We start from the raw sequence: 21,338 nt of genomic DNA on the forward strand, positions 1-21,338 counted from the left end.
ATGGTGATTGCAACGACAGTCAATAGGCTCTAGAAGTTATCTCATAAACATTCTCTATAGCCGTTATGGATACTGTCAAGACCACAGAATGGCAGATGATTTGTGGTAATCTATTCTCCATGCGATAACGCTATAGTCAGTCTTAAATGAAATAAATACAAACATTATAAGGTGCTACTGGTATTAATTTTTCTTGCTTGCTGTGCCTACGCAGACAGAGGCTGCGTATAATTAATTCCAGTAGCACTGTATTCTTTTAAAAGTGCATCCACTATATTAGAAAGTTTTTAATATGTTCAAAGAACAATAAGTTTTTTAATAAAATGAAGTTTTATATGAATAACAATCACGTATAAAAACGTGCTACATGGGCAATTATAGGAATAACAATGATGCAAACTACTGAAGCAAATTTATCAAAATCTAATAATTGTAAACACGCTGCGATGACGGAGCAGCAGGTGCTTATCGCTGGTGGCGGTCATGTTGGTTTATCGTTTGCTTTGCTATTGGCACATCATGGTGTTGCCAGTACTTTGCTTGAGAAGAACAGCTATCCAACCATCAGCCCGAATGATGATAGCAAGCGTAGTCACTATTTGGACAGTCGTAATACTGCTTTGTCACGACGTACGGTACAGATTTATCAAGAGATTGGGCTGTGGGATGAATTGCAAAGTCACGCTTGCCGAATTGATGCGGTGCAGATTAGCGAGCAGGGTAGCTTTGGACGTGCGCAACTCAATAAAGCCGATGAACAAGTCGAGTCGTTTGGACAAGTGATGGAAAACGCGTGGCTTGGACGTAAGTTGCTCCTTGCTGCCCAACAAGAGCCGCTGATTACCCTGATTGATAATGCAGATGTGATTGCTGTTGACCAACAAAGTGATAGCGTGACCCTGAGTTTTAGCTATTATAACGAGGAAGAACCTGAGCAGCAATTGCAGGGCAGCGTGTTGGTCGCCTGTGATGGGCGCGACTCTACCGTACGTCAGCTGCTAGATATCACTACTACCAACTATGATTATGGGCAAACCGCCATCGTCGGCGTGGTAGAAACAGACAAACCTCATGAGCATAATGCGATTGAGCGTTTTAGCCCTGCTGGTCCACTGGCTGTGCTGCCGTTGACTGATCCAGAGGGTGACGGTAATGATGAATATCAAGCGGGTTACAGACGTTCAGTCGTTTGGGTCTGTCCGACAGGAGAAGAAACGCAATATTTAGAAGATGACGCGCATTTCTTAGCGACTTTACAGCAAGCCTTTGGCGAGCGCGCTGGCACGTTCCAGAACGCGGGTCGCCGTGGTGCCTATCCATTGACACGAGTACTGGCAGATAAACAAGTCGACGGTCGCTGCGTTATCATGGGTAACGCGGCACATACTTTACATCCGGTTGCAGGTCAAGGATTTAACCTCTGTATGCGTGATGCGCATGTATTGGCACAAATGATGAGTGCACAAGTATTAAAAGGCGCTGATATCGGTGACCCAACACTACTTAAACGTTATGAGAAAGCCCGTCAAACCGACCAAAAGCGCGTTATTCGATTCTGTGACGCCGTCGTACATGGTTTTACTCATCCAAATCCAGCGGTAAAACTGGCGCGTAACGTAGCCTTAGTTGCTTTTGATAAATTACCCAATATTAAACCGTTAATCGCCAACTATGCGATGGGTCTAAAATCCTAGTTCGTAGAAGTGATGTTTCGTTAATTATTTGAGAAATTACTAAAAATAATCCAACATTTAAGCTGTTGCTAACTGCGATAAAGATGAGCGGATAGCATAAATAGCCATACAAAGGATGTTTTATGAAAAATAACCATACGCTGATTATTGGTGGCGGTATCGTCGGTGCAACGCTTGCCCTTAAACTGGCACAAGATAATAAACCGGTAACACTGATTGATGCGCGCCCTGAGCGTAGCGAGGCTGATTGGCAGCAGGTGCTTGGGCAACGAGATGCGCGTGTTTATGCGCTTAGCCTTGCCAGTATTGAATTATTAAAAGAAGTTGGTGCCTGGCAAAAGATAGCAGCGTCAAGTCGCAAAGCTGATTATTCACAGATGCAAGTGTGGCAGCTAAACGGTATGGGTGAGTTATTGTTTGGCGAGAGTGGTAACTCCAACGTCAGTCCTGATGGTAATAATAATGTTGCTAATAACAGCGGTAATGCTGAGCCAAAAATGCTCGGTAGCATGGTTGAGCCAGCCGTCATTGAATACGCTTTATGGAAGCGTTTATCAGCGCCTGATGTCAGTCAATATTTAACCGTTATCGATGGTCAAAAAGTTATTGATATGGATTGGCTGGGTGCAACGCAAGGCTACCGTGTGACGTTGGATAATGACACTGTCATTGATGCGCGTTTAGTAGTCGGTGCTGACGGTCGTGGCTCGTTTGTGCGCAAGCAAGCTGGCATTGAGCTAGATGTGCTCGATTATAATCAAACGGCAATTTGCTGCGCCATTCAAACCGAAAAGCCGCATCTAGCTACTGCTCGTCAAGCCATGTTACCTACTGGTACGTTAGCATTATTGCCGCTCGCTGATATCACTGATGAAGACAAAGCAAATCCACAGCATTGGCAGTCGATTGTATGGACACTACCACGCAATCAGGCATTGGCGTTGATAGAAGAACACCCACGATATATCGCTGATAAATTGGCTGCTGCCAGTCATTATGAGCTTGGGGCTATCCATAAAATTGAGTCAATCGCAAGCTTTCCGCTAGCGGCGCAGCAAGCAAAGACTTATGTTGCGGATAATTTGGTATTGATTGGTGACGCTGCACATGGGGTGCACCCGCTTGCGGGACAGGGGTTAAATCTAGGTATGCTCGATGTAAAAGCATTAAGCAAACAATTGGCTCATGATTATAACCGTAGTGGCAGTACGCTTTGGGGTGCCAATCAAACCTTGCGTAGCTATGAGCGTTTGCGCCGTCCGCATAACAGTCTGATGATGCACAGCTTTTCGGCGCTTAACTGGCTGTTTGCGGGCTCGCTGGCTCAATTGCGTCCTATCCAACAAATTCGTAATGAAGGTATGTATCGCGTTAGCAAAATTAAACCGTTGATGCGGTTGTTTGCTAAGCAGGCGAGTGGGGTTTAGGGTTTAACTAACTGTTTAGATGAACTAAGGATGGCGTATGGAAAGTAAATCATGGATGACGATAGGCGTTTTAATAGCGAGCTTAATTTTAGCCTCCTGCCAATCCACACCAGTAACTACCGTAACAGATAAAAAAGTATATATTGCACCTAAAGTCTTGATAGAGCCACTTGCAGATACAGACAATGATGGCGTCCCTGACATTATCGATAACTGTCCAAACACTCCTAAAAGCGTCGTAACGGATGAGTATGGCTGTCCAATAGCGGTGAGTTTAATAGGTAATTTTATGATGGAGCTACGAGTTTTCTTTGAGCATAATAGTAATGAGCTGCAAACGAAGTACTTGCCAGAAGTGGAAAAAGTAGCGGAAAAAATGCATAGCGACCCTGAGCTAGTAGTAGTTTTGTCTGGTCATACCTCTAAGCTTGAAGCTGCGCAGACATCAGTGGAGATAGACGGAGAAATGAATCAAGCAAAAGTTTATAAACGTCAATTAGGACGTGATCGTGCACAGGCGATAAAAGGCGCTTTGATTAAGAGAAATATAGCTTCTGATAAAATCTATACGTTTGATTGCGCCGATAATATGCCGATTGCACCTAACGATACTGAGGAAGGTAGATCAATGAACCAGCGTATTTATGGTAAAGCGTTAAAGGCAGATGATTTTTATACGGGCGGTGGTAATGAGCAATCACTCACGTACTATAAAGAATTCTGTCAGCAATTTTAAAGGTATCAGTTATGAATATGCTATTAAGAAGTATGCTTGTCATTTCAATCAGCGCTTTAACATTATCCGCCTGTCAAACCGCCGACTTGTCTAAGCAAACAAGTCAAACTATCAATATGCCAACGGTTCTGGTTAATTTGGATAGCGACGGCGATGGTGTGCTTGATGAGTTAGATCAATGTCCAAGCACTCCCTATAACATGGTGATAGATGAAAGGGGCTGTCCGCATTCCTTACTTTTTGGTGAAAACGAATTTAGGATGGAAGCTAGAGCCTACTATGATGAAAATAGCAGTGAGATAAAAAGTGAGTATTACGAACAGCTAGATAACGCAGGCAAAAAAATGCAAGATCATTTGGACGCTGTTATGCATATCGAGGGGCATATATCCAAGCGTGAAGACAATAGTGCCAATCAAACATTATCAAGATACCGTGTGGAAGGGATTAAAAATTATATGACCATGAAATATAATATTGATCCTGATCGTATCAAAACTTCTTATTATGGTTCAGATCGCCCGATTGCGCCAAATGACGCCGAAAATAGTTGGCTCAACCAGCGTATTTATGCGCTTATTAGCAATGTTGAGTAATATATTGAACGTTTCAAAAGATTGAAAATAAATAATATGTGATAATTGAAAAAGGACGTTGATATGAAAGCAATTTTATATTTAGTCAGTACTACTCTTTGTAGTGCTTTGGCATTATCAGCGTGTCAAACTGCGCCAAAACTAGCGATTGATAACATAGTGACAGCGCCAATGCCAATATTAATGCTGAGCGTAGATACAGATGGCGATGGTGTACCTGATGAGCTAGATCAATGTCCAAGCACACCAGAAAACGTAGTAGTAGATGACAGAGGCTGCCCTTTTACGATGCCTGGGGTAGGTCTAAAAATGGAGTATCGCGCCTTTTTTGCAAAAGGTAGTAGTGAGCTGTCGCCAAAGTATCAGGTTGAACTGGATAAAGTTGGTGAAATAATGAACACACATACTACTTCTACGATGCGTATTGAAGGCAGTATCTCAGAAAATGAAATCTACGATGGTGATTCGATAGCTAAATCAAATACGCTAGCCAAAAATAGAGCGCTGATGGTCAAAAACTATCTTTTATTAAAACACGGCATAGAGTCTAGTCGTTTAACGACTCTAAATTGTGAGGCTAGAGCACCTATTGCACCCAATGATACTCAAGAGGGTATGACCGTTAATCGCCGGGTTTATGGTTTATTAACTGAACCTGAAGAACAAGAAGGCAATGACTATCCTAGCAATTTAAAAGCAGGCATCTGCGTTGAATTTTAAAGAGAGTCTTTATTAATAAATGTCTGTCAGCTCAACATAAATAAAAAATAGTTTTGTGGATATTGGAAGAGAATAATAATGATAATGACCATTAAAAATCATCGCACTTTATTGCTACTAGTAGCATCTATAACATTAGCTGGCTGCCAAACTACCGAAATTATACCGTCCAAAACCACACCTCAGTATGAAAATATCAGAACGATGCAAGCAGATAGCGATTTAGATGGCGATGGGGTACTTGATGCCATCGACGAATGCTCTGAAACGCGACCTAACATAGTAGTCGATGCTAAAGGCTGTGAAATAATAATTGAGGGAGGCGAGGCACTTGAGATGGAGTTTAGTGGATTCTTTCCGCCAATGAGCAGTCAATTACCTGCTATTTATAATGCAGAATTTGTAAAAATTGCAGAAAAAATCAACGAGCATCCAGAAGCTAGTGTTTTTATTTTTGGTCATGCAGCTACCAATGAAATTGATGAAGATGCTTTAGCGACTCTTAGTTTCGATGCTTTATCGCGCAATCGAGCGCTTATCATCAAAGATACTTTAGTTTTGCAACATAATATTGATGCTAAGCGTATCCGTACTTATGAGTGTTCAAATAAATTATTGGTTAAAGAGACAGATTATATAAACCCTAGTTTTAAAGCACTTAATATGAAAGGTCTTGAGGCAAAACAGCGCCGCGCCACTTTAATGGCGAGCAGTGAAGTACATGACTTAGAGAATCTTGAATATGTTTCTTATACTAGAAAATATGGTGAATATGGCAAGTACTGTGAATTATTTGAATAACGGTGCAAGTGATGGTTAATGACTGTTAATCATCAAATTTCAACCTTACCCCAACGCCGAAAACACCACCATCAGCACGGGTGCGACAATATTAATAATAAAGCCAAAGCTAATCGCTAACGGCACGACCTTTAGACCACCTGATTGCTGAATAATCGGTAAGGTAAAGTCCAAGCTAGTTGCGCCGCCAAGTCCAACCGAAGCAGACGGATATTTACGCATAAAAACGGGGATAAATATCAACGCAAAGAACTCACGTATCAAGTCATTAAATAACGCCACACTTCCCCAAATCGCTCCGTAAGCATCGGTCATTACAATCGCTGATAGCGAATACCAGCCAAATCCTGACGCCAACGCCAAGCCCTTTGTCCAAGAGACATCGCTAAACAGCAGCGCAAAGATAAGCCCGCCAATTAACACCGCAAGCGTAAAGATAATGCTCATCTCAACGCCGCGTTTATTCAACAGCACTTCTTTGAGCGTAATGCCTGAACCTTTTAGACCAATGCCAACCAGCAAGATTAATATCATTAGCATGACCGTCATGGTGTTTTCAGGCGGTATATAATCGGCTGGCAAGAAGTAGCCGATCACAAAGCCTATCACCACACAAATAACTTGGGTAAGGCTGCCGCGAATACTAACGCGATGTTCTTTAGATTTGACACTTGGCTTTTTGGCATGCCACGGGCGCAGGCGGTCAAATAACATAAGCCCAAATAAACCCGATCCAATTGTCAATATCGACAATATAGTCACGTAAAGTGCGATTTCACCTATCTGACTGCCAAGCCCTTCAACTTGCGCCAGCTCAATACCAATCAAGCCTAAAATAATAAAGACCAAATAAGACAAGCCTTTATCGGCAATTTTAGTCAAGGTTGGATTAGATGGAATGGCAAAGCCAATAAACATTGGCATTAAAACCAAAACAAGGGTAACTAAGCTTTGCATGTTGAGGGGCTCGCGGCATTTTTTAAAAGCGTTTTAGAAAGGCTTTTTTAAGAAGGCGAGATTGTAACATATCAGAGTAATAATACTGATATGAGCAGATAAAATTCATCAGCAAAAAGTGGCAAACGTGCCGTGATATTGTATAAATACTTTAATTTGAGTCAAGTTAAATTGCTCATATCGCTTAAGTATTTACCTGACGCATATTTGTTGCTACATTAAGAGAGCACTTAAGCATCCAAGCACCCAATCACTAAGATATCTGGCGAGCATCATGTCACTGTATCAGCTCAAAACCCAATTTCAAGACCAACTACGACCGCTAAGCGATGCGCTGGTTGAGCGAAAGTGTACGGCAAATCAAGTGACGGTGTCAGCGCTATTACTGAGTGTTGGCACAGCTTATGTGATTGCTAAGCCAGCGAAAGATAATCAGGCGTTATGGCTACTATTACCTTCATCATTATTTATACGCATGGGCCTTAATGCAATTGATGGCATGATGGCGCGTGAGCATGGGCAAGCATCAACGCTTGGCGCGGTGCTTAATGAAGTTGGTGACATCGTGGCTGATGCGGCGTTTATAGCAAGTCTTGCGCCTTATGTCGCTAATAACGAATCACAAGTGTCAACAAGCACCTTATCTGCTAATAAACCATCTGTTAATAATTCACTTGCTAGCCAGCGCCATATTATTAACCTTATTGCGCTAAGTATGAGTACTGAGCTGTTGGCTATAACCAGCGATGTATTTCTAAAGATTCGGGCAAACCAAGGGCCGTTAGGTAAAAGTGATCGGGCTTTTATGCTTGGTGTGTTTGGGGTTTTTATGGGTAGTAAAGCTCCGTTATCTCTATCTCCGATAAGAATAAGACAGTTATGCTTATTGACAGAGGCGTTGTTAATAAAGACTTGTCTGAACCGTTTACGCTATATGGTAAGTTTATACTTGACGCGTCAGCCACCTGAACTTAGATCGACAGTAAATATATTATCAAGCTCTCAATCAAAGCAGCAATCAAATATATTTTATACAAAGTTTGACGGCCTTACTTCTCCTGCCTTTTTGCATAGTGCCTCTAATAAAACTTCCTTTTTGGAGTCCAAAATAATGTCACCATTTCCTACAAATAATGAAGATGCGCCAAAATATGTAACCAATAATTCCGACTTATCTAAACAGGCTGTTATAAATGGTGAAAGCTGCTATAACGCTTACGATGGCACCGCTATTTATTATCGCTATTGGCTAACGATGCCTTTAGTTGACATAAAAAAAGCCAACCAGCCACAGCAACGACGCCAAGTTATTTTATTGCACCGTGGTCACGAGCATTCAGGACGATTAGCAGAGCTAGGACAGCAATTTGCCGCAGCTGGCTATCAAGTATTTGCTTGGGATGCGCGTGGTAATGGGCGCTCGGGTGGCATCAAAGACCACGCGGAGAGTGTCACTCAACTTGAGCGTGATTTAAATGATTTTGTGCAAATGGTTATTGGACAGACGGGTATTGCCATTGACGATACTTTAATCGTTGCCAGTAGTATTGGCGCGGTGTTAGCGGCAGCGTGGGTACATGATTATGCGCCCAATATTCGTGGCATGATACTCGGTACGCCCGCACTGAGCATTCGCTTGTATATGCCCTTTGCGATACCGTCATTAAAGGTAGCGCGTACGCTAGGTCTGATGTCACGCGTTAGTAGTTATGTCAAAGCGCAAGTCTTGACCCACGATAAAGAAGCACAGCAAGCCTATAATGCCGACCCGCTGATATCAAATAGTATCTCAACCGACTTGCTTATCGACACCCATGCGACTGGTCAACGTTTGCTTGATGATGCCGGCGCTATTACTGTGCCGACATTTGTATTATGTGCCGGTAAGGATTACGTGGTCGATAAGCAGGCTGAGCGTCAATTTTATGAGGCAATTAATACGCTTGTGAAGCGTTGGCAGCTGTATCCCGATAGCTACCATGCCATCTTTCATGAGACTAATAAAGCAGATGTCTTTGCTGACTGTCTTGATTTCGCTGAGCAAGTATTCAGCACGCCAGTACAAGCGCCTGATTTGAGTGCAGCGCATCTTAATAGTGCCAGTAAAGACAAGGTCGATCGCTTAGCAATTAAACCGTTTAATCCAAGTTTTGCGATTACACGGTTTGCCATGCAAAAGTTCGGTCATGTTAGCGAAGCTATTGCCACGGGACTTGAGCATGGCTTTGACTCCGGTCATTCGCTCGATCATGTTTATTATAATCAGCCAAGTGGTCAGAATAAATTTGGTCAAGCAGTCGATAAGTTTTATCTCAATAATGTCGGCTGGCAAGGTATTCGTATTCGCCGTGAGCACATACTTGAGCTGGCACGTGAAGCCTTCGCCGATATTAAACTTGCCAATAAAAACCAATTTAATCAAAACCAAGTTAATCAAAACAGCCCTGATAAGCCATACCAGCCAAAATTACTGGATATCGCCAGTGGACATGGCTTTTATGCGTTTGATTTATTGACAGAGTTTGAGGATTTGCATGCTGAGCTACGAGATTATGAGATCCATAATATCCAAGCATTACAGGCAAAAGCAGAGCGTTTAGGAGTCTCTAGTCGAGTAACCACTTGTAAGAAAGATGCCTTTGATTGTGCAAGCTATGCTAATGCGCAGACAGAGAGTAACAATATTAAAAATCTTAACGATGAAGGATTTGATATCGCCATTGCCTCTGGTGTGTTTGAGTTATTTTCTGACAACACGCTACCAGCGACAGCTTTGGCGGGTATTTACGACAGTTTAAAAGCTGGGGGTTATTTACTTTATACCAATCAGCCGTGGCACCCTGAGCAGGAATTTATCAGCAAAACTTTAAATAATCATCGCGGTAGCAGTTGGGTGATGCGCTGTCGTTCACAAGCTGAAATGGATCAATTGGTTGAGGGTGTGGGCTTTAAAAAGGTCGCAATGCGTATCGATAAGTTCGGTATCTTTACCGTCTCATTAGCGATTAAAACCACAACAATCGATGATAATTGATAGATGAATAATTAATGAGTAATAACAGTATAAAGCCTTATCAGCGTGTGCAGCTCTTTTCAGGCGGTGGCTCACGTTTGGGTTATTATTTAGGGAGCTATGCGGCACTAGTGGCTCACGATTTAACGCCCGATATTATCATTGGTACGTGTGGTGGTAGCTTATCAGCCTATTTAGTACAGCTCGCGTCCGACCCCAAAGACTTGCAGCAATTGATGTGTAGCCGCGAGTTGTATCATGTTATTAGCGCAATCAGGCATGTGTCGCCAGATGAAGCCAGTAGACGTCTAAAAATACGCTATATGACTCATGCACTCAAACGTTGGCGCTCATCAAGGCAGCTATCTAAACGGCAAGCACAGCAGCAAGCCGATAGTTACGAGCAGTTATTAGATGAATTGCAGCAATTAGCTATGTTTCGGATCGATAACGAGGTGCAATGGCTTGATGATCTATCTGGTTTTTCTTTTACCAAAAATGACAATAGTCAGTTTAATTCTACCAACCCAGAGATAGCTATCATTGCCAGCCGTCTTTATCAAAAGCCTGCTACCCTCATTTCGTCTAACCATCCATTAAAGCTCCAAGAGTTGCTATTTGCACCGCCACGTTTGACAGCTTTTTTATCAGAACTCACTGATAAAAAAATGCGATCACCTGCGCACGTATTTGCTGAGGAACGCATACATCCGTCTGTTAAAATACTGAGCCAGTGGGATTTTTCTGCAGCGATTCGCGCTTCCATGGCAGATATGTATTATCTACCGCCAACACATATTGAGGAGCTTGGCTGGTGCTTGGGTGGCGTGATTAATCTCACGCCCATTGAGTTGGCTTGCCAATTGGCAGAAACGGTATTTGCAGAGACCAAGGCAGGTTATGATTCATGGCTCGCTGCGCCTGCTATTCAACGCGTTTTTGGTTTTGACCCCAATCAGCGTTTGGCACAGGTACATGGCTTTTTACTAAATACTGAGTCATATCAAGATAATTTTGAGAATAGCAGTCAGCTACATTGGTTACCATTTGCTGATAACGGTCAACAACTGGTAGGGCAACACGTGCAAAAGCGCTTTAATATGAAGCAAATGACAATCGAGCTGATGCACAGTGACTACGATGGTTTTGTGCAGCAGATGCAAGCGCAATGGCAGTATGGCTATCAGCGTACAGCTGACTATATACAGCAGCAAGGCTTATAATGACAGAGCCTATAATAGAAAATATGATGCTACTCGACTGTACTAATCATTCATCTGCGCAGGAAAATGTAGCTGCTCATATTAATGTAGCACCACATCTTATCGTTATTGGTGGTACAAGCGGTCTTGGTTTGGCATTGGCGCTTCACCATCAGCAGCTTGGCTGGCAAGTGAGTGTGGTCGGCCATAGTGCAACGAAGATAAACCTTATCAATAGTCAGTATCCTAATATCGTAACTTATAATTGCGATTTAACGGATAGTGCCCAAACTCAAAAATTATTAGATAGCTTGTCGGATATAAGTTTTCAAAGGCTAATCTATAGTGCGGGTAGTTATACTAATGAGCGTATTCGTCAGCTAAACCATGCAGACAGCGATAAAATGCTGGCGATTAACTTGCAAGCATTTGAGCAGGTTTTTAGATGGGCGACTGAGCAGTTAAAGTATCAAAAAAAGCTTCAAAATCTATCGCTAGATCTTGCGGAAATTAGCAGGCCAAGCCTCATTTGTATTGCCTCTATCGCAGGTATGATGGATTATCCTTATGCCAGTCTCTACGCCAAAAGCAAAAGCGCGATGATTGCGACTGCCAGTGCTTATCGACTTGCACTTGCGCCTTATGATATCCAAGTGAACTGTATCGCCTCAGGCTATATTAATACCCAAGCGTTGCGTGATTTGAATGATGGCGATGCCAGTCATAAGCCATTTATCATCAGTACGCAAATGGCGGTTGAGCATATTATGCAAGCGATTGACGAGGATATTGAGCTGGCGATATTTCCACGCTCTATGCAGTATATTACTCGCGCACTAAATTATTTACCCAAGCCTTTACTAAATTTCATATTACGCAGTAAGTTGGATAAAAATAAATAGTTTTACTCAAACAATATAGCTTTATTGAATTCAACCAAGTAGCCAATAGGCTAAGGTAAATAATGGTACACCAAGCAATAAACTGTCTATTCTATCAAGTACGCCACCATGCCCGGCAAGCAAAGTACCAGTATCTTTTACCCCGTGCTGACGCTTAAAGGCCGATTCTAATAAATCGCCAGCGATACCGCTTACCGCCAAACCATAGGCTGCCAATAAACCTAATAACCAATCAAGAGGCGTCAGCCAAATACCGAGTAACGACGCCAGTACGGCAGCAAAAAAGCTGCCAAAAATAGCACCTTCGATGCTTTTATTTGGGCTAACATTCGGCGCCAGACCACGTTGAAATAGTCTACCTCCAAGCAATCGTCCGCATAGATATTGAGCAATGTCATTGAACTGGCTGGCGAATAATACAAACAATAACACCCCATATTGCTCGCGCTGCCACGCTAATTGTTGCAATGCAATTAGGCTAATAATCAATGCAATAAAAGCAGCACTAAACAGTAGATCTAATACGTTTAGACGGCTATAAAAGTAAGTGGGTTTTGAGTTTTTGTCAGTAGAGATGGATTTTTCTTGCAAGCCACGCGCTTGGAGTTTGCGAATAAGCCTTGATTTGCTAGCTAGACACCATATGCGTTTGATTTCATAACTACCACGCAGACCGATTAAGATAAAAAAGGTAATGAGCAGCCATTGATAAGGGTGAGACTGAAATTGCGTTGCAGATTGAAACTGTTGAGTATTATGAGTTATTTTGGCAACCAAATAACAGATGCAGAGTGCGGCTAACATCAGCCACCAAGAGCGTGTTATCAGATAAATCTTTGGTAGGCGTTTGCGTAGACGTGGTATCGCAAGCGTACCCCATGTCAGACTGACCACCATCATGAGTCCAATAACAAATAGCGTATCGGTAGCCATATACTCAGCACTTTAAGAGATAGAGAACGGCAAGTAGCCGTTTAGAAATGGTTAGAGCGGCAATCCTAAACCGCTATTAAACGTTAGCAACTGCTTTTGGCACTCTAGCTTCTGTATGATTGATTATAGGCTGAACCAACCAATCAATGCTAGCCTCTTGCAAATTTGATAATGGTTCAATCACACTGATTCGGGGCGTGGTTGTTAGATTGGGATAGTCTTTTCGATAATGTCCGCCGCGACTTTCAAAACGTTGATCAGCAGACTGGACAATTAAAGTCGCTAATTGTAATTGTCTTGCTAGTTGAAAATGTGCAAGTTTATCAGCGGTCATAACGCTGTTTGTATCACTGATATTCTTTGCATTATTATTTGACTGGGTTGGCGTAGTATTTTTAAGCAGCTGCTGCCATTGTTGTATTTGTATCAGTGTTTGTTCTAATGATTCAGCATTGCGGGTGATACCCATATTGGACGTCATCAGAGTTTTTAATTTTGCTGTTATTTTAGCGACATTAATATTAGAGATATTAATATTAGCGTCATGATTATTGTAATGGTTAGCAGTAAATAAAGATGAGGTAGAGGAAAGCAAAGTAATCACTTGAGTGTTTTTAAGTGTTGGTGTTGTCCAAACTTTAGGCGCTAATAAGTCTAAGTTTTTATAAAAATCAGCACTATCTAAACTTTCTATTACGGTCAAATAGCGCGGCAAATCAGCGGCAATATTGCGCCCAACTACCACGCATTCCAATAATGAATTGCTCGCCAAGCGGTTTGCACCATGTAGACCTGTATAAGCGACTTCACCAGCCGCATAAAGCCCTGCCACATCAGTTATGCCATTGGCATCGGTAACCACACCGCCGCAGCTATAATGAGCAGTAGGCGCAACGGGGATAGGGTCAGTAGTGATATCAATACCTAGCTTTAATAGTGTTTGATAAATATCAGGGAAATGACTTCTTAGAAACTCTGCTGGCAAGTGACTAACATCGAGATGCACGTAATCAAGACCATTAGTATTAATCTGCTCAGCGATTGCACGAGCGACAATATCTCGCGGTGCCAGCTCAGCGCGCGTATCAATATCAAGCATAAAGCGCTTACCCGTTTTTGGACAATACAAGTGTCCACCTTCACCACGTAAGGCTTCAGATATCAAAAAGCTACTATCACCCAATGCTAGACCGGTTGGATGAAATTGAATGAATTCTAAATTTGCCAAGCGGCAACCAGCTTGCCATGCCATCATGACGCCGTCACCAACACAGACGTTGGGCGCGCTGGCTCGTTGAAACAACTGACCTAAACCACCGCTGGCGAGCACGACTGCACGACTATGAAAGGTCAATTGGCATTGAGTATTATGGTCAAAAATAAGTGCGCCTTGGCATTGGCCTTTTAAAAGACTTAACGCTTCATGATAGGGCAGTATAGTAATATTATCAGCCGCTTGAGCTTTTATAGTCAACGCTTCCATAATATGCCGACCAGTTGCATCATCAGCATGGGCGACGCGTCTACAGCCATGACCGCCTTCTTTGGTTAAATGCAAATCGGTAGTCTGTAGTTCATTTAAAGATTTTGCGCTGTAGTTTTGCCCATCATTCTCTTGCGGAATCTGAGTAAAGGGTACGCCTTGCTCACATAGCCATTGGACAGCTTGTTGTCCAGCGCTTAAAATGCTTGCCGTATTATCCACTGCACACAATCCTGCGCCAGCGATTAATGTATCAGCGATATGATCGGCAACTGAGTCGTTTTTATCCAAACTTGCGGCGATACCCCCTTGCGCATAATGGCTCGAGCAGACCTCAAGCGCTGATTTGCTTAATACCGTAATGCTTAGCGACGGTGGCAAAGCAAGGGCGGTACTTAAACCAGCAAGCCCAGCACCAATGATAAGCACATCTGCTTGTTTGATATCATCAGCAGTACTCATTGTCATATCAGCTTTGAGTGTATTACTCATATTAGGCAGCCCCAACATTTGCAAACAATGCGCGGTCTTTGACGATATCTCCACTCGCCGCTACTCGCTGTTTTTGTGATTCAGCAAAATCAAGCATGCGTTGTAATGGTCTTCTAGCTGCCGCTGCCAGCTCGGGCGTCATGGTCACCTCACCAGTATGCTTCGTCAAGCACTGCTCAATACCTTGCAGGCCATTCATCGCCATCCATGGACAAAAAGCACAGCTCTTACAGCTGGCACTTTCGCCAGCCGTCGGTGCTGCTAAGAAGCGTTTGTTTGGTGAGCGCTTTTGCATTTCGTGCAAGATACCTAAGTCGGTGGCGACAATAAAGGTATCCGCGTCCATCTCATAGGTTGATTGTAAGAGCTTACTGGTTGAGCCGACCACATCAGCCAATTGTACGACACTATCGGGTGATTCAGGATGTACCAACACTTTCGCTGTTGGATATTCTGCTTTTAATTGCTCAAGCTCGGTTGCTTTAAACTCATTATGCACCATACATGAGCCTTGCCATAACAACATATCTGCACCAGTTTCAGCCGCAATGTATTTACCCAAATGACGGTCAGGACCCCAAATAATAGGCTCGCCTTGCGCGTGCAAATGACGAATAATGTCAATGCCAACGGATGAAGTTACGACCCAATCAGCGCGTGCTTTGACTGCTGCGCTAGTATTGGCATAAACGACGACAGTACGCTCAGGGTGGGCATCACAAAAGGCGGAAAATTCATCGGCAGGGCAGCCCAAATCAAGTGAGCATTCCGCTTCTAAATCTGGCATCAATACTGTTTTTTCCATACTTAGTATTTTAGCCGATTCACCCATAAAGCGTACGCCTGCGACCACTAGCGTCTGGGCGCTATGCGCTTGACCAAAGCGTGCCATCTCGAGCGAATCGCCCACGCAGCCGCCTGTTGCCAATGCCAAATCTTGAATAAAAGGGTCTACATAATAATGCGCGACCAACACCGCATTATTATCTTTTAGCAGCTGCTTAATATTAGCTTCAACTTTGAGTCGTTCAGAGCGTGGTAAATCAGCCGGCATCTTGGCTTTGGCATATTCGATATTAAGCTTGATAGCACTGCTTTTATCAGCACTTAATAAGGGAGCGTCATAAGGATAAGTTTTCATAAAGACTAGCCTTCAATACGATAGCGATAATAATTACGCTGCTAACTGCTATAAGTAAGAAAAATAAAACAGATTAGAACAGCGAATAAAATATAGTGTTTTAATTATGCTCATTTTGAGCATAAGTGCAAGGATTTTTTGTAGAATTTATTTTTAACGCTATTCATATTAAATAAATGGATAGCCGTTATGATGGTGAAACAGTATTCAAAATGCCATTTACGCTATACTAAGTATTATTGTTAAAGTTACGGTTTTTGAGAGTTAATTCACCAAATATAAAGGTAATCATAAAAAAATGACGTTGTCTTATTCGCATGCACACCAGCAGGGCAGTGGTACGACCGAAGTAGTCGCGGTACTCGTCGCTATTACTGATCATACGGCAAGTGTGTTGACAGTTGATCAAGGTAAATTATTGCCCAACGGACCTTTGATGCCTCTTCATCGCTCATTGCAAGCGGGTGTACGTCAATGGGTGGAGGAGCAGACGCTACAGCCGCTAGGTTATTTGGAGCAGCTATATACCTTTGTCGATACCAATCGCCGCAATATCGATGGTCATGCGCTGGTCTATGTGAGCTACTTAGGCTTGGTGCAAGAGGCGCAAACGTCGCAGCTGCAAAGTAAAGCATTATGGCGCGATTGGTATGACTATTTTCCATGGGAGAATCATTTGGACGGTGAGCCTGTGTTGATTAAACGGCTGATTATTCCTGCGTTATTACAATGGGCGAATGCAGCGACAGATGCGCTCACCCAACACCGACGCCAGCAGCGCATAGGTTTGTGCTGGGGCGTATGTGAGAAAAGTTTAGACACAAAGTCTGACGATGAAAGTAGTAATGATCAACAGGCTAGTAATCATAAAATATCAGAGAAGCGTCATGATTCTGAGCTAACAGGCAATGATAATTGGGTTGCAGAGCATGTCTTGCTGCGTTACGAGATGCTGTATGAGGCAGGACTCATTCCTGAAGCGCCCACTTATCCGCCTATTTATTTGACTAGTGATCAGCCTAATAATTTACCGGCCGAATGGTCACGGATCATAGGCGTGCCGATGTATTATGACCATCGCCGCGTCATTGCAACTGCCATCTCAAGGCTAAGGGCAAAGATAGAGTATCGCCCGCTTATCTTTGGTTTGATGCCTGATGTATTTACGTTATCGCAGCTACAACAAAGCGTTGAAGCGTTATCAGGTATGGGTTTGCATAAGCAGAATTTCCGCCGTCTACTAGATGCGCAGAATTTAGTGATGCCTACAGGGGAAAGTAGTAACGCCCAGCGTGGTCGCCCAGCGAAGTTATATCGCTTTCGTCATGACATTGAATTACAAAGTTTATTGATGGATAGTAAATTACCTAAGCGTAAATAGCATTTGTAAATAACTTATGTAAACAACTTTTAAAAATAGCTTTTGGAAATAGCCTGCACTAGCAATACGCGGTATTCTTGTGTCATTTTTTCTGCTGGAAACATCACTTTAACTTTGTATAAATCGCTACCTTATCTTGCGAGCGTGCTTACTTTACGCTATATTTATGCTCATTTTGAGTTTAAGTCATTAGGTTTTAATAAGTGATATTGATATTAATAAAGAGTATAAAGGGGTAAATATGACCGTTAAAATAGAACCAGCATTAGATGAAGTATTGCTAAAACCGTTAGTAGAAGCGGCGTTAACCGAAGATTTGGGCAGACGCGGTGATGTGACATCGCAAGCAACCATTCCAGCAGATATGCAAGCACAATTACAGATTAAAGCGCGTCAGGCGGGTGTTATCTGCGGTATCGATTTAGCACGCTTATCTTTTGCGTTAATAGATGCTCAGATTGAGTTTGTAGCGCACGTCGTTGATGGCGATCAGGTTGCTGCGGGTTCATTATTGGCTGTCGTTCGTGGTAATGCGCGAAACTTACTGACCGCAGAGCGTACAGCGCTTAACTTTATGACCCATCTGAGCGGTATTGCGACAGATACTAAGAAGATTGTTGATAGCGTTGCAGAGTATCCTGCGCAAATTACTTGTACGCGGAAAACCATTCCAGGCTTACGTATCGTACAAAAATACGCGGTACGCTGCGGCGGCGGTCGCAATCATCGTCTAGGATTGGATGATGCGATTTTAATCAAAGACAACCATATTGCGATTGCTGGTGATATTACAAGTGCTATCAAACAGGCGCAGGAGTTTGCCGGTCATCTGATTCCGATTGAAGTTGAGGTTGATACCTTAGAGCAGTTGGAGCAAGCACTTGATGCTGGCGTAAGCTTAGTTTTACTGGACAATATGTCGCCTGAGATATTGTCACAGGCAGTCGCGATGTGTAAAGGTCGCGCAAAAACTGAAGCATCAGGTGGTATCACTCCTGAAACGGTACAAGCAGTCGCAAAAACAGGCGTTGATTTTATCGCAATGGGTTATCTGACCCATAGCACGACTGCACTCGATATCGGTCTTGATTTTAGTGCTTAGCGTATGGTTTTTGATTCTTAGTGCTCAGTACGCCGTGCTAGAGCACATTATCAATTAGCGTACTCAGATATGTTATGGTTTTAGAACACCTATAAAACGCCTAAACTGTCACTTTTTAATGGAGTCTTTTGTCAGTATTATTATGGCAAAAAATCAAGTGGAGTTAATGATTTAATTAGCTTATCCGCCTATGATACAATGCCGCTGTTAACTGCCCATTTGGTCATCGTTGCACTCGCACGATGGCCTTATTTTTTTGCTAGATCTTTTATAGATAGACAAGCGAGCGCTCAATGAATACTGAAATTATCAAGATAATCTTAGCCTTTATGGTATTGATTAACCCCTTTAGCGCCTTGACGTTGTTCCTGGATTCGACACGCGGTTATTCAATGAATAATCGACGAAAAGTGGCGCGCGTTGCTTGTCTGACGATTTTTATTACCATCAGTTTTTTTACTTTGGCAGGAGAGACGCTGCTAAAAATCTTGGGCATTTCCATTGGTTCATTCCAATTGGCAGGCGGTATCTTAGTATTTCTAATCGCTCTCAATATGATGAATGGCGATGGTAATCCGGTAAAGCCTGATCAAGAAAATTTCGATGTTGACCATCTGCAAGGTGCGCCGCCAACCATGGCAGCCGCAGTGGTACCGATTGCTATTCCGATGATGATCGGACCGGGTGGTATTTCAACCGTTATTATTTACTCATCACAAGTTTCTGGCATCTTGCAAATATCCGCTATTTTGATTGCAGGTTTGTTTATCAGTCTGTTTTGTTATTTAGCATTGATGGCGGCAGGTCGTATCAGTCGTGTACTTGGCGATACTGGTCTTAATATTATGAGCCGAATCATGGGTATGCTATTGGCTGCAGTTGCTATCGAAATTATCGTTAACGGACTACGCACGCTATTCCCTAATTTGATGTAACGCTTTTACTTTTCTCTGGCCTTTTTTCCTATTCTTTAATCATTCTTCTTTACCTCGTTTTTCATTATTTAGGCTGTGCAGAAAAATACAGCCTAGCTTATCTTTGAATATTCAACACGCCCTAAAAAGCACCTCAAATATTATTCATCAAGATAACTCAATAGCCTTCGAATATCATTCGCTTAAAACGAGATGAAAGCCTGTTTAATGACAGTTTTCTAACGTTTAGCTATGAAATCAATAATTTCGATTAATCACCAAAAGTCTACTCCTGAAACGCCATTCATGAAAATATGTTATGGTAGAGTCACAACAATATTACAGGAGTTGGTTTTGAGTAACAAAAGAATTGCGATTTTAGGTGCAGGTCCAAGTGGTTTGGCACAGTTACGTGCTTTTGAAGCGGCTCGATTGGCCGGAGTAAAGGACTTACCTGAGATAATTTGCTATGAGAAGCAAAATGCCATTGGTGGCATGTGGAATTACAGTTGGCGTACGGGTTTAGATAGAAACGGTGAACCCGTTCATGGCAGTATGTATCGCTACTTATGGTCTAATGGCCCTAAAGAATGCTTAGAGTTTGCTGATTATTCGTTTGATGAGCACTTTGGTGAAGCCATCCCCTCATATCCGCCTCGTGAAGTCTTAAAAGATTACATCATGGGTCGTATCGATAAACAAGATATCCAAAAATACATCCGCTTTGAGTGCCCAGTACGTTGGGTGTCGTTCGATGATGACACGCAAAAATTCACCGTGACGGTCATGAACCATAAAACGGATGAGCAAGAAGTTGAAGAGTTTGATTATGTCGTGGTAGCGACTGGTCATTTCTCAACGCCAAATATGCCATACTTTCAAGGCTTAGAAGAATTTCCAGGTCGTATCCTCCACGCTCATGATTTCCGTGATGCGCTAGAGTTTAAAGACGAAGACATTCTACTAATCGGTAGTAGCTATTCTGCCGAAGATATTGGTACGCAATGTTATAAATATGGCACCAAATCCGTCACTATTAGCTATCGCTCGCAAGCACTCGGTTATGAATGGCCAAAAGGTATTAAAGAAGTTCCGTTAGTGACCCACTTCGAAGATGATGTGGCGCATTTTGCCGATGGTAGCAGCCAAAAATTTGACGCCATTATCATGTGTACGGGTTATCTATTTCACTTCCCATTTATGCCAGATGAGCTACGTTTGCAGACGCATAACTGCTTGTACCCTGCTAATTTGTACAAAGGTATTTTTTGGCAGCCTAATCCAAAGCTGATTTACTTGGGTATGCAAGACCAGTATTTCACCTTTAATATGTTTGATGCCCAAGCGTGGTACGCACGCGATGTCATCATGGGCAATGTCGAATTGCCTGATCTAGCAACCCGTGAAGCAGACGAGCAACAATGGTTAGCAACTTATACTAAGTGCGTGACTGTCAGTGATTCGATTGATTTTCAGGCAAACTATATCCGTGATTTAACCAATGGCACTGATTATCCAGAGTTTGCAGTTGAAAAGCAGGGTGAAATCTTAAAAGAATGGCAAAAAGATAAAGCCGAAGATATTATGACCTTTAGAGAAAAGGCTTATCGGTCTACCTTGACAGGTACGCTATCACCTGAATTGCCAGAGCCTTGGTTAGATATCCTTGATGATTCGTTAGAGCACTTTTTGAACTTAACCTTTGTTAAGCCTAAAAAACGTAAAAAAGCATCATAGCCTATATAATGCGTGCATAAGAAAATAGATATGTTTACAGCAACGTGCTACTGATATAAATTTTTCTTGTTTGCTGTTCGCAAGCTTGACAGAGGCTACAAAAAATT

General features: G+C 42.6%; 17 protein-coding genes. 13 read left to right on the forward strand and 4 right to left on the reverse strand.

The window, feature by feature from the left end; genetic code table 11:
- The first annotated feature begins 392 nt into the window (after positions 1-392).
- The 6 genes from WAZ74_RS04295 to WAZ74_RS04320 all read left to right on the forward strand — a co-directional run bounded on the left by WAZ74_RS04295 (position 393) and on the right by WAZ74_RS04320 (position 5,974).
- A complete protein-coding gene (locus WAZ74_RS04295; protein ID WP_422306422.1) occupies positions 393-1,694 on the forward strand; it encodes an FAD-dependent monooxygenase in 1,302 nt (433 codons plus the stop codon).
- A gap of 122 nt (positions 1,695-1,816) precedes the next feature.
- Positions 1,817-3,121: an FAD-dependent oxidoreductase gene (locus WAZ74_RS04300; protein WP_422306149.1), complete on the forward strand. Its 1,305-nt coding sequence runs from the start codon at positions 1,817-1,819 to the stop codon at positions 3,119-3,121.
- A 37-nt stretch (positions 3,122-3,158) separates the two neighbouring features.
- Positions 3,159-3,857: an OmpA family protein gene (locus WAZ74_RS04305; RefSeq protein WP_422306151.1), complete on the forward strand. Its 699-nt coding sequence runs from the start codon at positions 3,159-3,161 to the stop codon at positions 3,855-3,857.
- 11 nt (positions 3,858-3,868) lie between these two features.
- Positions 3,869-4,453, forward strand: coding sequence for an OmpA family protein (locus WAZ74_RS04310; RefSeq protein WP_422306153.1), 585 nt, complete (start codon positions 3,869-3,871; stop codon positions 4,451-4,453).
- 63 nt (positions 4,454-4,516) lie between these two features.
- Positions 4,517-5,173, forward strand: a complete 657-nt coding sequence (locus WAZ74_RS04315) for an OmpA family protein (protein WP_422306156.1) — start codon at positions 4,517-4,519, stop codon at positions 5,171-5,173.
- Positions 5,174-5,251: 78 nt separating this feature from the next.
- Positions 5,252-5,974, forward strand: a complete 723-nt coding sequence (locus WAZ74_RS04320) for an OmpA family protein (RefSeq protein WP_422306158.1) — start codon at positions 5,252-5,254, stop codon at positions 5,972-5,974.
- Positions 5,975-6,019: 45 nt separating this feature from the next.
- Here the strand turns inward: WAZ74_RS04320 and WAZ74_RS04325 are convergent, their stop codons facing one another.
- Positions 6,020-6,931, reverse strand: coding sequence for a lysine exporter LysO family protein (locus tag WAZ74_RS04325; protein ID WP_422306160.1), 912 nt, complete (start codon positions 6,929-6,931; stop codon positions 6,020-6,022).
- Positions 6,932-7,205: 274 nt separating this feature from the next.
- Between WAZ74_RS04325 and WAZ74_RS04330 the strand changes: the two genes are divergently transcribed.
- From WAZ74_RS04330 to WAZ74_RS04340, 3 genes are read left to right on the forward strand one after another with little or no spacing between them, the layout of a single operon-like run.
- Positions 7,206-9,965 carry an alpha/beta fold hydrolase gene (locus WAZ74_RS04330; protein ID WP_422306163.1) on the forward strand — a complete coding sequence of 920 codons (2,760 nt, stop codon included), beginning with the start codon at positions 7,206-7,208 and terminating at the stop codon, positions 9,963-9,965.
- A gap of 14 nt (positions 9,966-9,979) precedes the next feature.
- Positions 9,980-11,167 carry a patatin-like phospholipase family protein gene (locus tag WAZ74_RS04335; RefSeq protein WP_422306165.1) on the forward strand — a complete coding sequence of 396 codons (1,188 nt, stop codon included), beginning with the start codon at positions 9,980-9,982 and terminating at the stop codon, positions 11,165-11,167.
- Positions 11,167-12,048 (forward strand): SDR family NAD(P)-dependent oxidoreductase, encoded by an 882-nt coding sequence (locus WAZ74_RS04340; RefSeq protein WP_422306167.1) that lies wholly within the window; start codon positions 11,167-11,169, stop codon positions 12,046-12,048. Before WAZ74_RS04335 ends, WAZ74_RS04340 begins: the two co-directional genes overlap by 1 nt.
- A 30-nt stretch (positions 12,049-12,078) precedes the next feature.
- Here WAZ74_RS04340 and WAZ74_RS04345 read toward each other — a convergent pair whose 3' ends face one another.
- The 3 genes from WAZ74_RS04345 to nadA all read right to left on the reverse strand — a co-directional run bounded on the left by WAZ74_RS04345 (position 12,079) and on the right by nadA (position 16,097).
- The gene (locus tag WAZ74_RS04345; RefSeq protein WP_422306169.1) at positions 12,079-12,981 is read right to left on the reverse strand and encodes a phosphatidate cytidylyltransferase; all 903 of its coding nucleotides are present in this window, start codon (positions 12,979-12,981) and stop codon (positions 12,079-12,081) included.
- A 76-nt stretch (positions 12,982-13,057) separates the two neighbouring features.
- Positions 13,058-14,956, reverse strand: a complete 1,899-nt coding sequence (gene nadB / locus WAZ74_RS04350; RefSeq protein WP_422306171.1) for an L-aspartate oxidase — start codon at positions 14,954-14,956, stop codon at positions 13,058-13,060.
- A gap of 1 nt (position 14,957) precedes the next feature.
- On the reverse strand, positions 14,958-16,097 hold the full coding sequence (gene nadA, locus WAZ74_RS04355) for a quinolinate synthase NadA (protein WP_422306173.1): 1,140 nt from the start codon (positions 16,095-16,097) through the stop codon (positions 14,958-14,960).
- Positions 16,098-16,395: 298 nt separating this feature from the next.
- Here nadA and WAZ74_RS04360 point away from each other — a divergent pair, with 298 nt between their 5' ends.
- The 4 genes from WAZ74_RS04360 (at position 16,396) to WAZ74_RS04375 (ending at position 21,231) form a co-directional block, all read left to right on the forward strand.
- Positions 16,396-17,478 carry an NUDIX hydrolase gene (locus WAZ74_RS04360; RefSeq protein WP_422306175.1) on the forward strand — a complete coding sequence of 361 codons (1,083 nt, stop codon included), beginning with the start codon at positions 16,396-16,398 and terminating at the stop codon, positions 17,476-17,478.
- A gap of 241 nt (positions 17,479-17,719) precedes the next feature.
- Positions 17,720-18,580 carry a carboxylating nicotinate-nucleotide diphosphorylase gene (gene nadC / locus WAZ74_RS04365; protein WP_422306177.1) on the forward strand — a complete coding sequence of 287 codons (861 nt, stop codon included), beginning with the start codon at positions 17,720-17,722 and terminating at the stop codon, positions 18,578-18,580.
- Positions 18,581-18,873: 293 nt separating this feature from the next.
- Positions 18,874-19,515, forward strand: coding sequence for a MarC family protein (locus tag WAZ74_RS04370; RefSeq protein WP_422306179.1), 642 nt, complete (start codon positions 18,874-18,876; stop codon positions 19,513-19,515).
- Between the two features lie 333 nt (positions 19,516-19,848).
- Positions 19,849-21,231, forward strand: a complete 1,383-nt coding sequence (locus tag WAZ74_RS04375; protein ID WP_422306181.1) for an NAD(P)-binding domain-containing protein — start codon at positions 19,849-19,851, stop codon at positions 21,229-21,231.
- Positions 21,232-21,338 lie beyond the last annotated feature (107 nt).

The organism is Psychrobacter sp., assembly GCF_049295055.1.
Classification (GTDB): domain Bacteria; phylum Pseudomonadota; class Gammaproteobacteria; order Pseudomonadales; family Moraxellaceae; genus Psychrobacter.

Coding starts and splice junctions, on each gene's coding strand:
- WAZ74_RS04295 (WP_422306422.1), top strand. CDS start 393: ATGCAAACTACTGAAGCAAATTTATCAAAATCTAATAATTGTAAACAC.
- WAZ74_RS04325 (WP_422306160.1), bottom strand. CDS start 6,931: ATGCAAAGCTTAGTTACCCTTGTTTTGGTTTTAATGCCAATGTTTATT.
- nadA (WP_422306173.1), bottom strand. CDS start 16,097: ATGAAAACTTATCCTTATGACGCTCCCTTATTAAGTGCTGATAAAAGC.
- nadB (WP_422306171.1), bottom strand. CDS start 14,956: ATGAGTAATACACTCAAAGCTGATATGACAATGAGTACTGCTGATGAT.
- WAZ74_RS04305 (WP_422306151.1), top strand. CDS start 3,159: ATGGAAAGTAAATCATGGATGACGATAGGCGTTTTAATAGCGAGCTTA.
- nadC (WP_422306177.1), top strand. CDS start 17,720: ATGACCGTTAAAATAGAACCAGCATTAGATGAAGTATTGCTAAAACCG.
- WAZ74_RS04360 (WP_422306175.1), top strand. CDS start 16,396: ATGACGTTGTCTTATTCGCATGCACACCAGCAGGGCAGTGGTACGACC.
- WAZ74_RS04300 (WP_422306149.1), top strand. CDS start 1,817: ATGAAAAATAACCATACGCTGATTATTGGTGGCGGTATCGTCGGTGCA.
- WAZ74_RS04330 (WP_422306163.1), top strand. CDS start 7,206: ATGTCACTGTATCAGCTCAAAACCCAATTTCAAGACCAACTACGACCG.
- WAZ74_RS04310 (WP_422306153.1), top strand. CDS start 3,869: ATGAATATGCTATTAAGAAGTATGCTTGTCATTTCAATCAGCGCTTTA.
- WAZ74_RS04345 (WP_422306169.1), bottom strand. CDS start 12,981: ATGGCTACCGATACGCTATTTGTTATTGGACTCATGATGGTGGTCAGT.
- WAZ74_RS04335 (WP_422306165.1), top strand. CDS start 9,980: ATGAGTAATAACAGTATAAAGCCTTATCAGCGTGTGCAGCTCTTTTCA.
- WAZ74_RS04340 (WP_422306167.1), top strand. CDS start 11,167: ATGACAGAGCCTATAATAGAAAATATGATGCTACTCGACTGTACTAAT.
- WAZ74_RS04315 (WP_422306156.1), top strand. CDS start 4,517: ATGAAAGCAATTTTATATTTAGTCAGTACTACTCTTTGTAGTGCTTTG.
- WAZ74_RS04320 (WP_422306158.1), top strand. CDS start 5,252: ATGATAATGACCATTAAAAATCATCGCACTTTATTGCTACTAGTAGCA.
- WAZ74_RS04370 (WP_422306179.1), top strand. CDS start 18,874: ATGAATACTGAAATTATCAAGATAATCTTAGCCTTTATGGTATTGATT.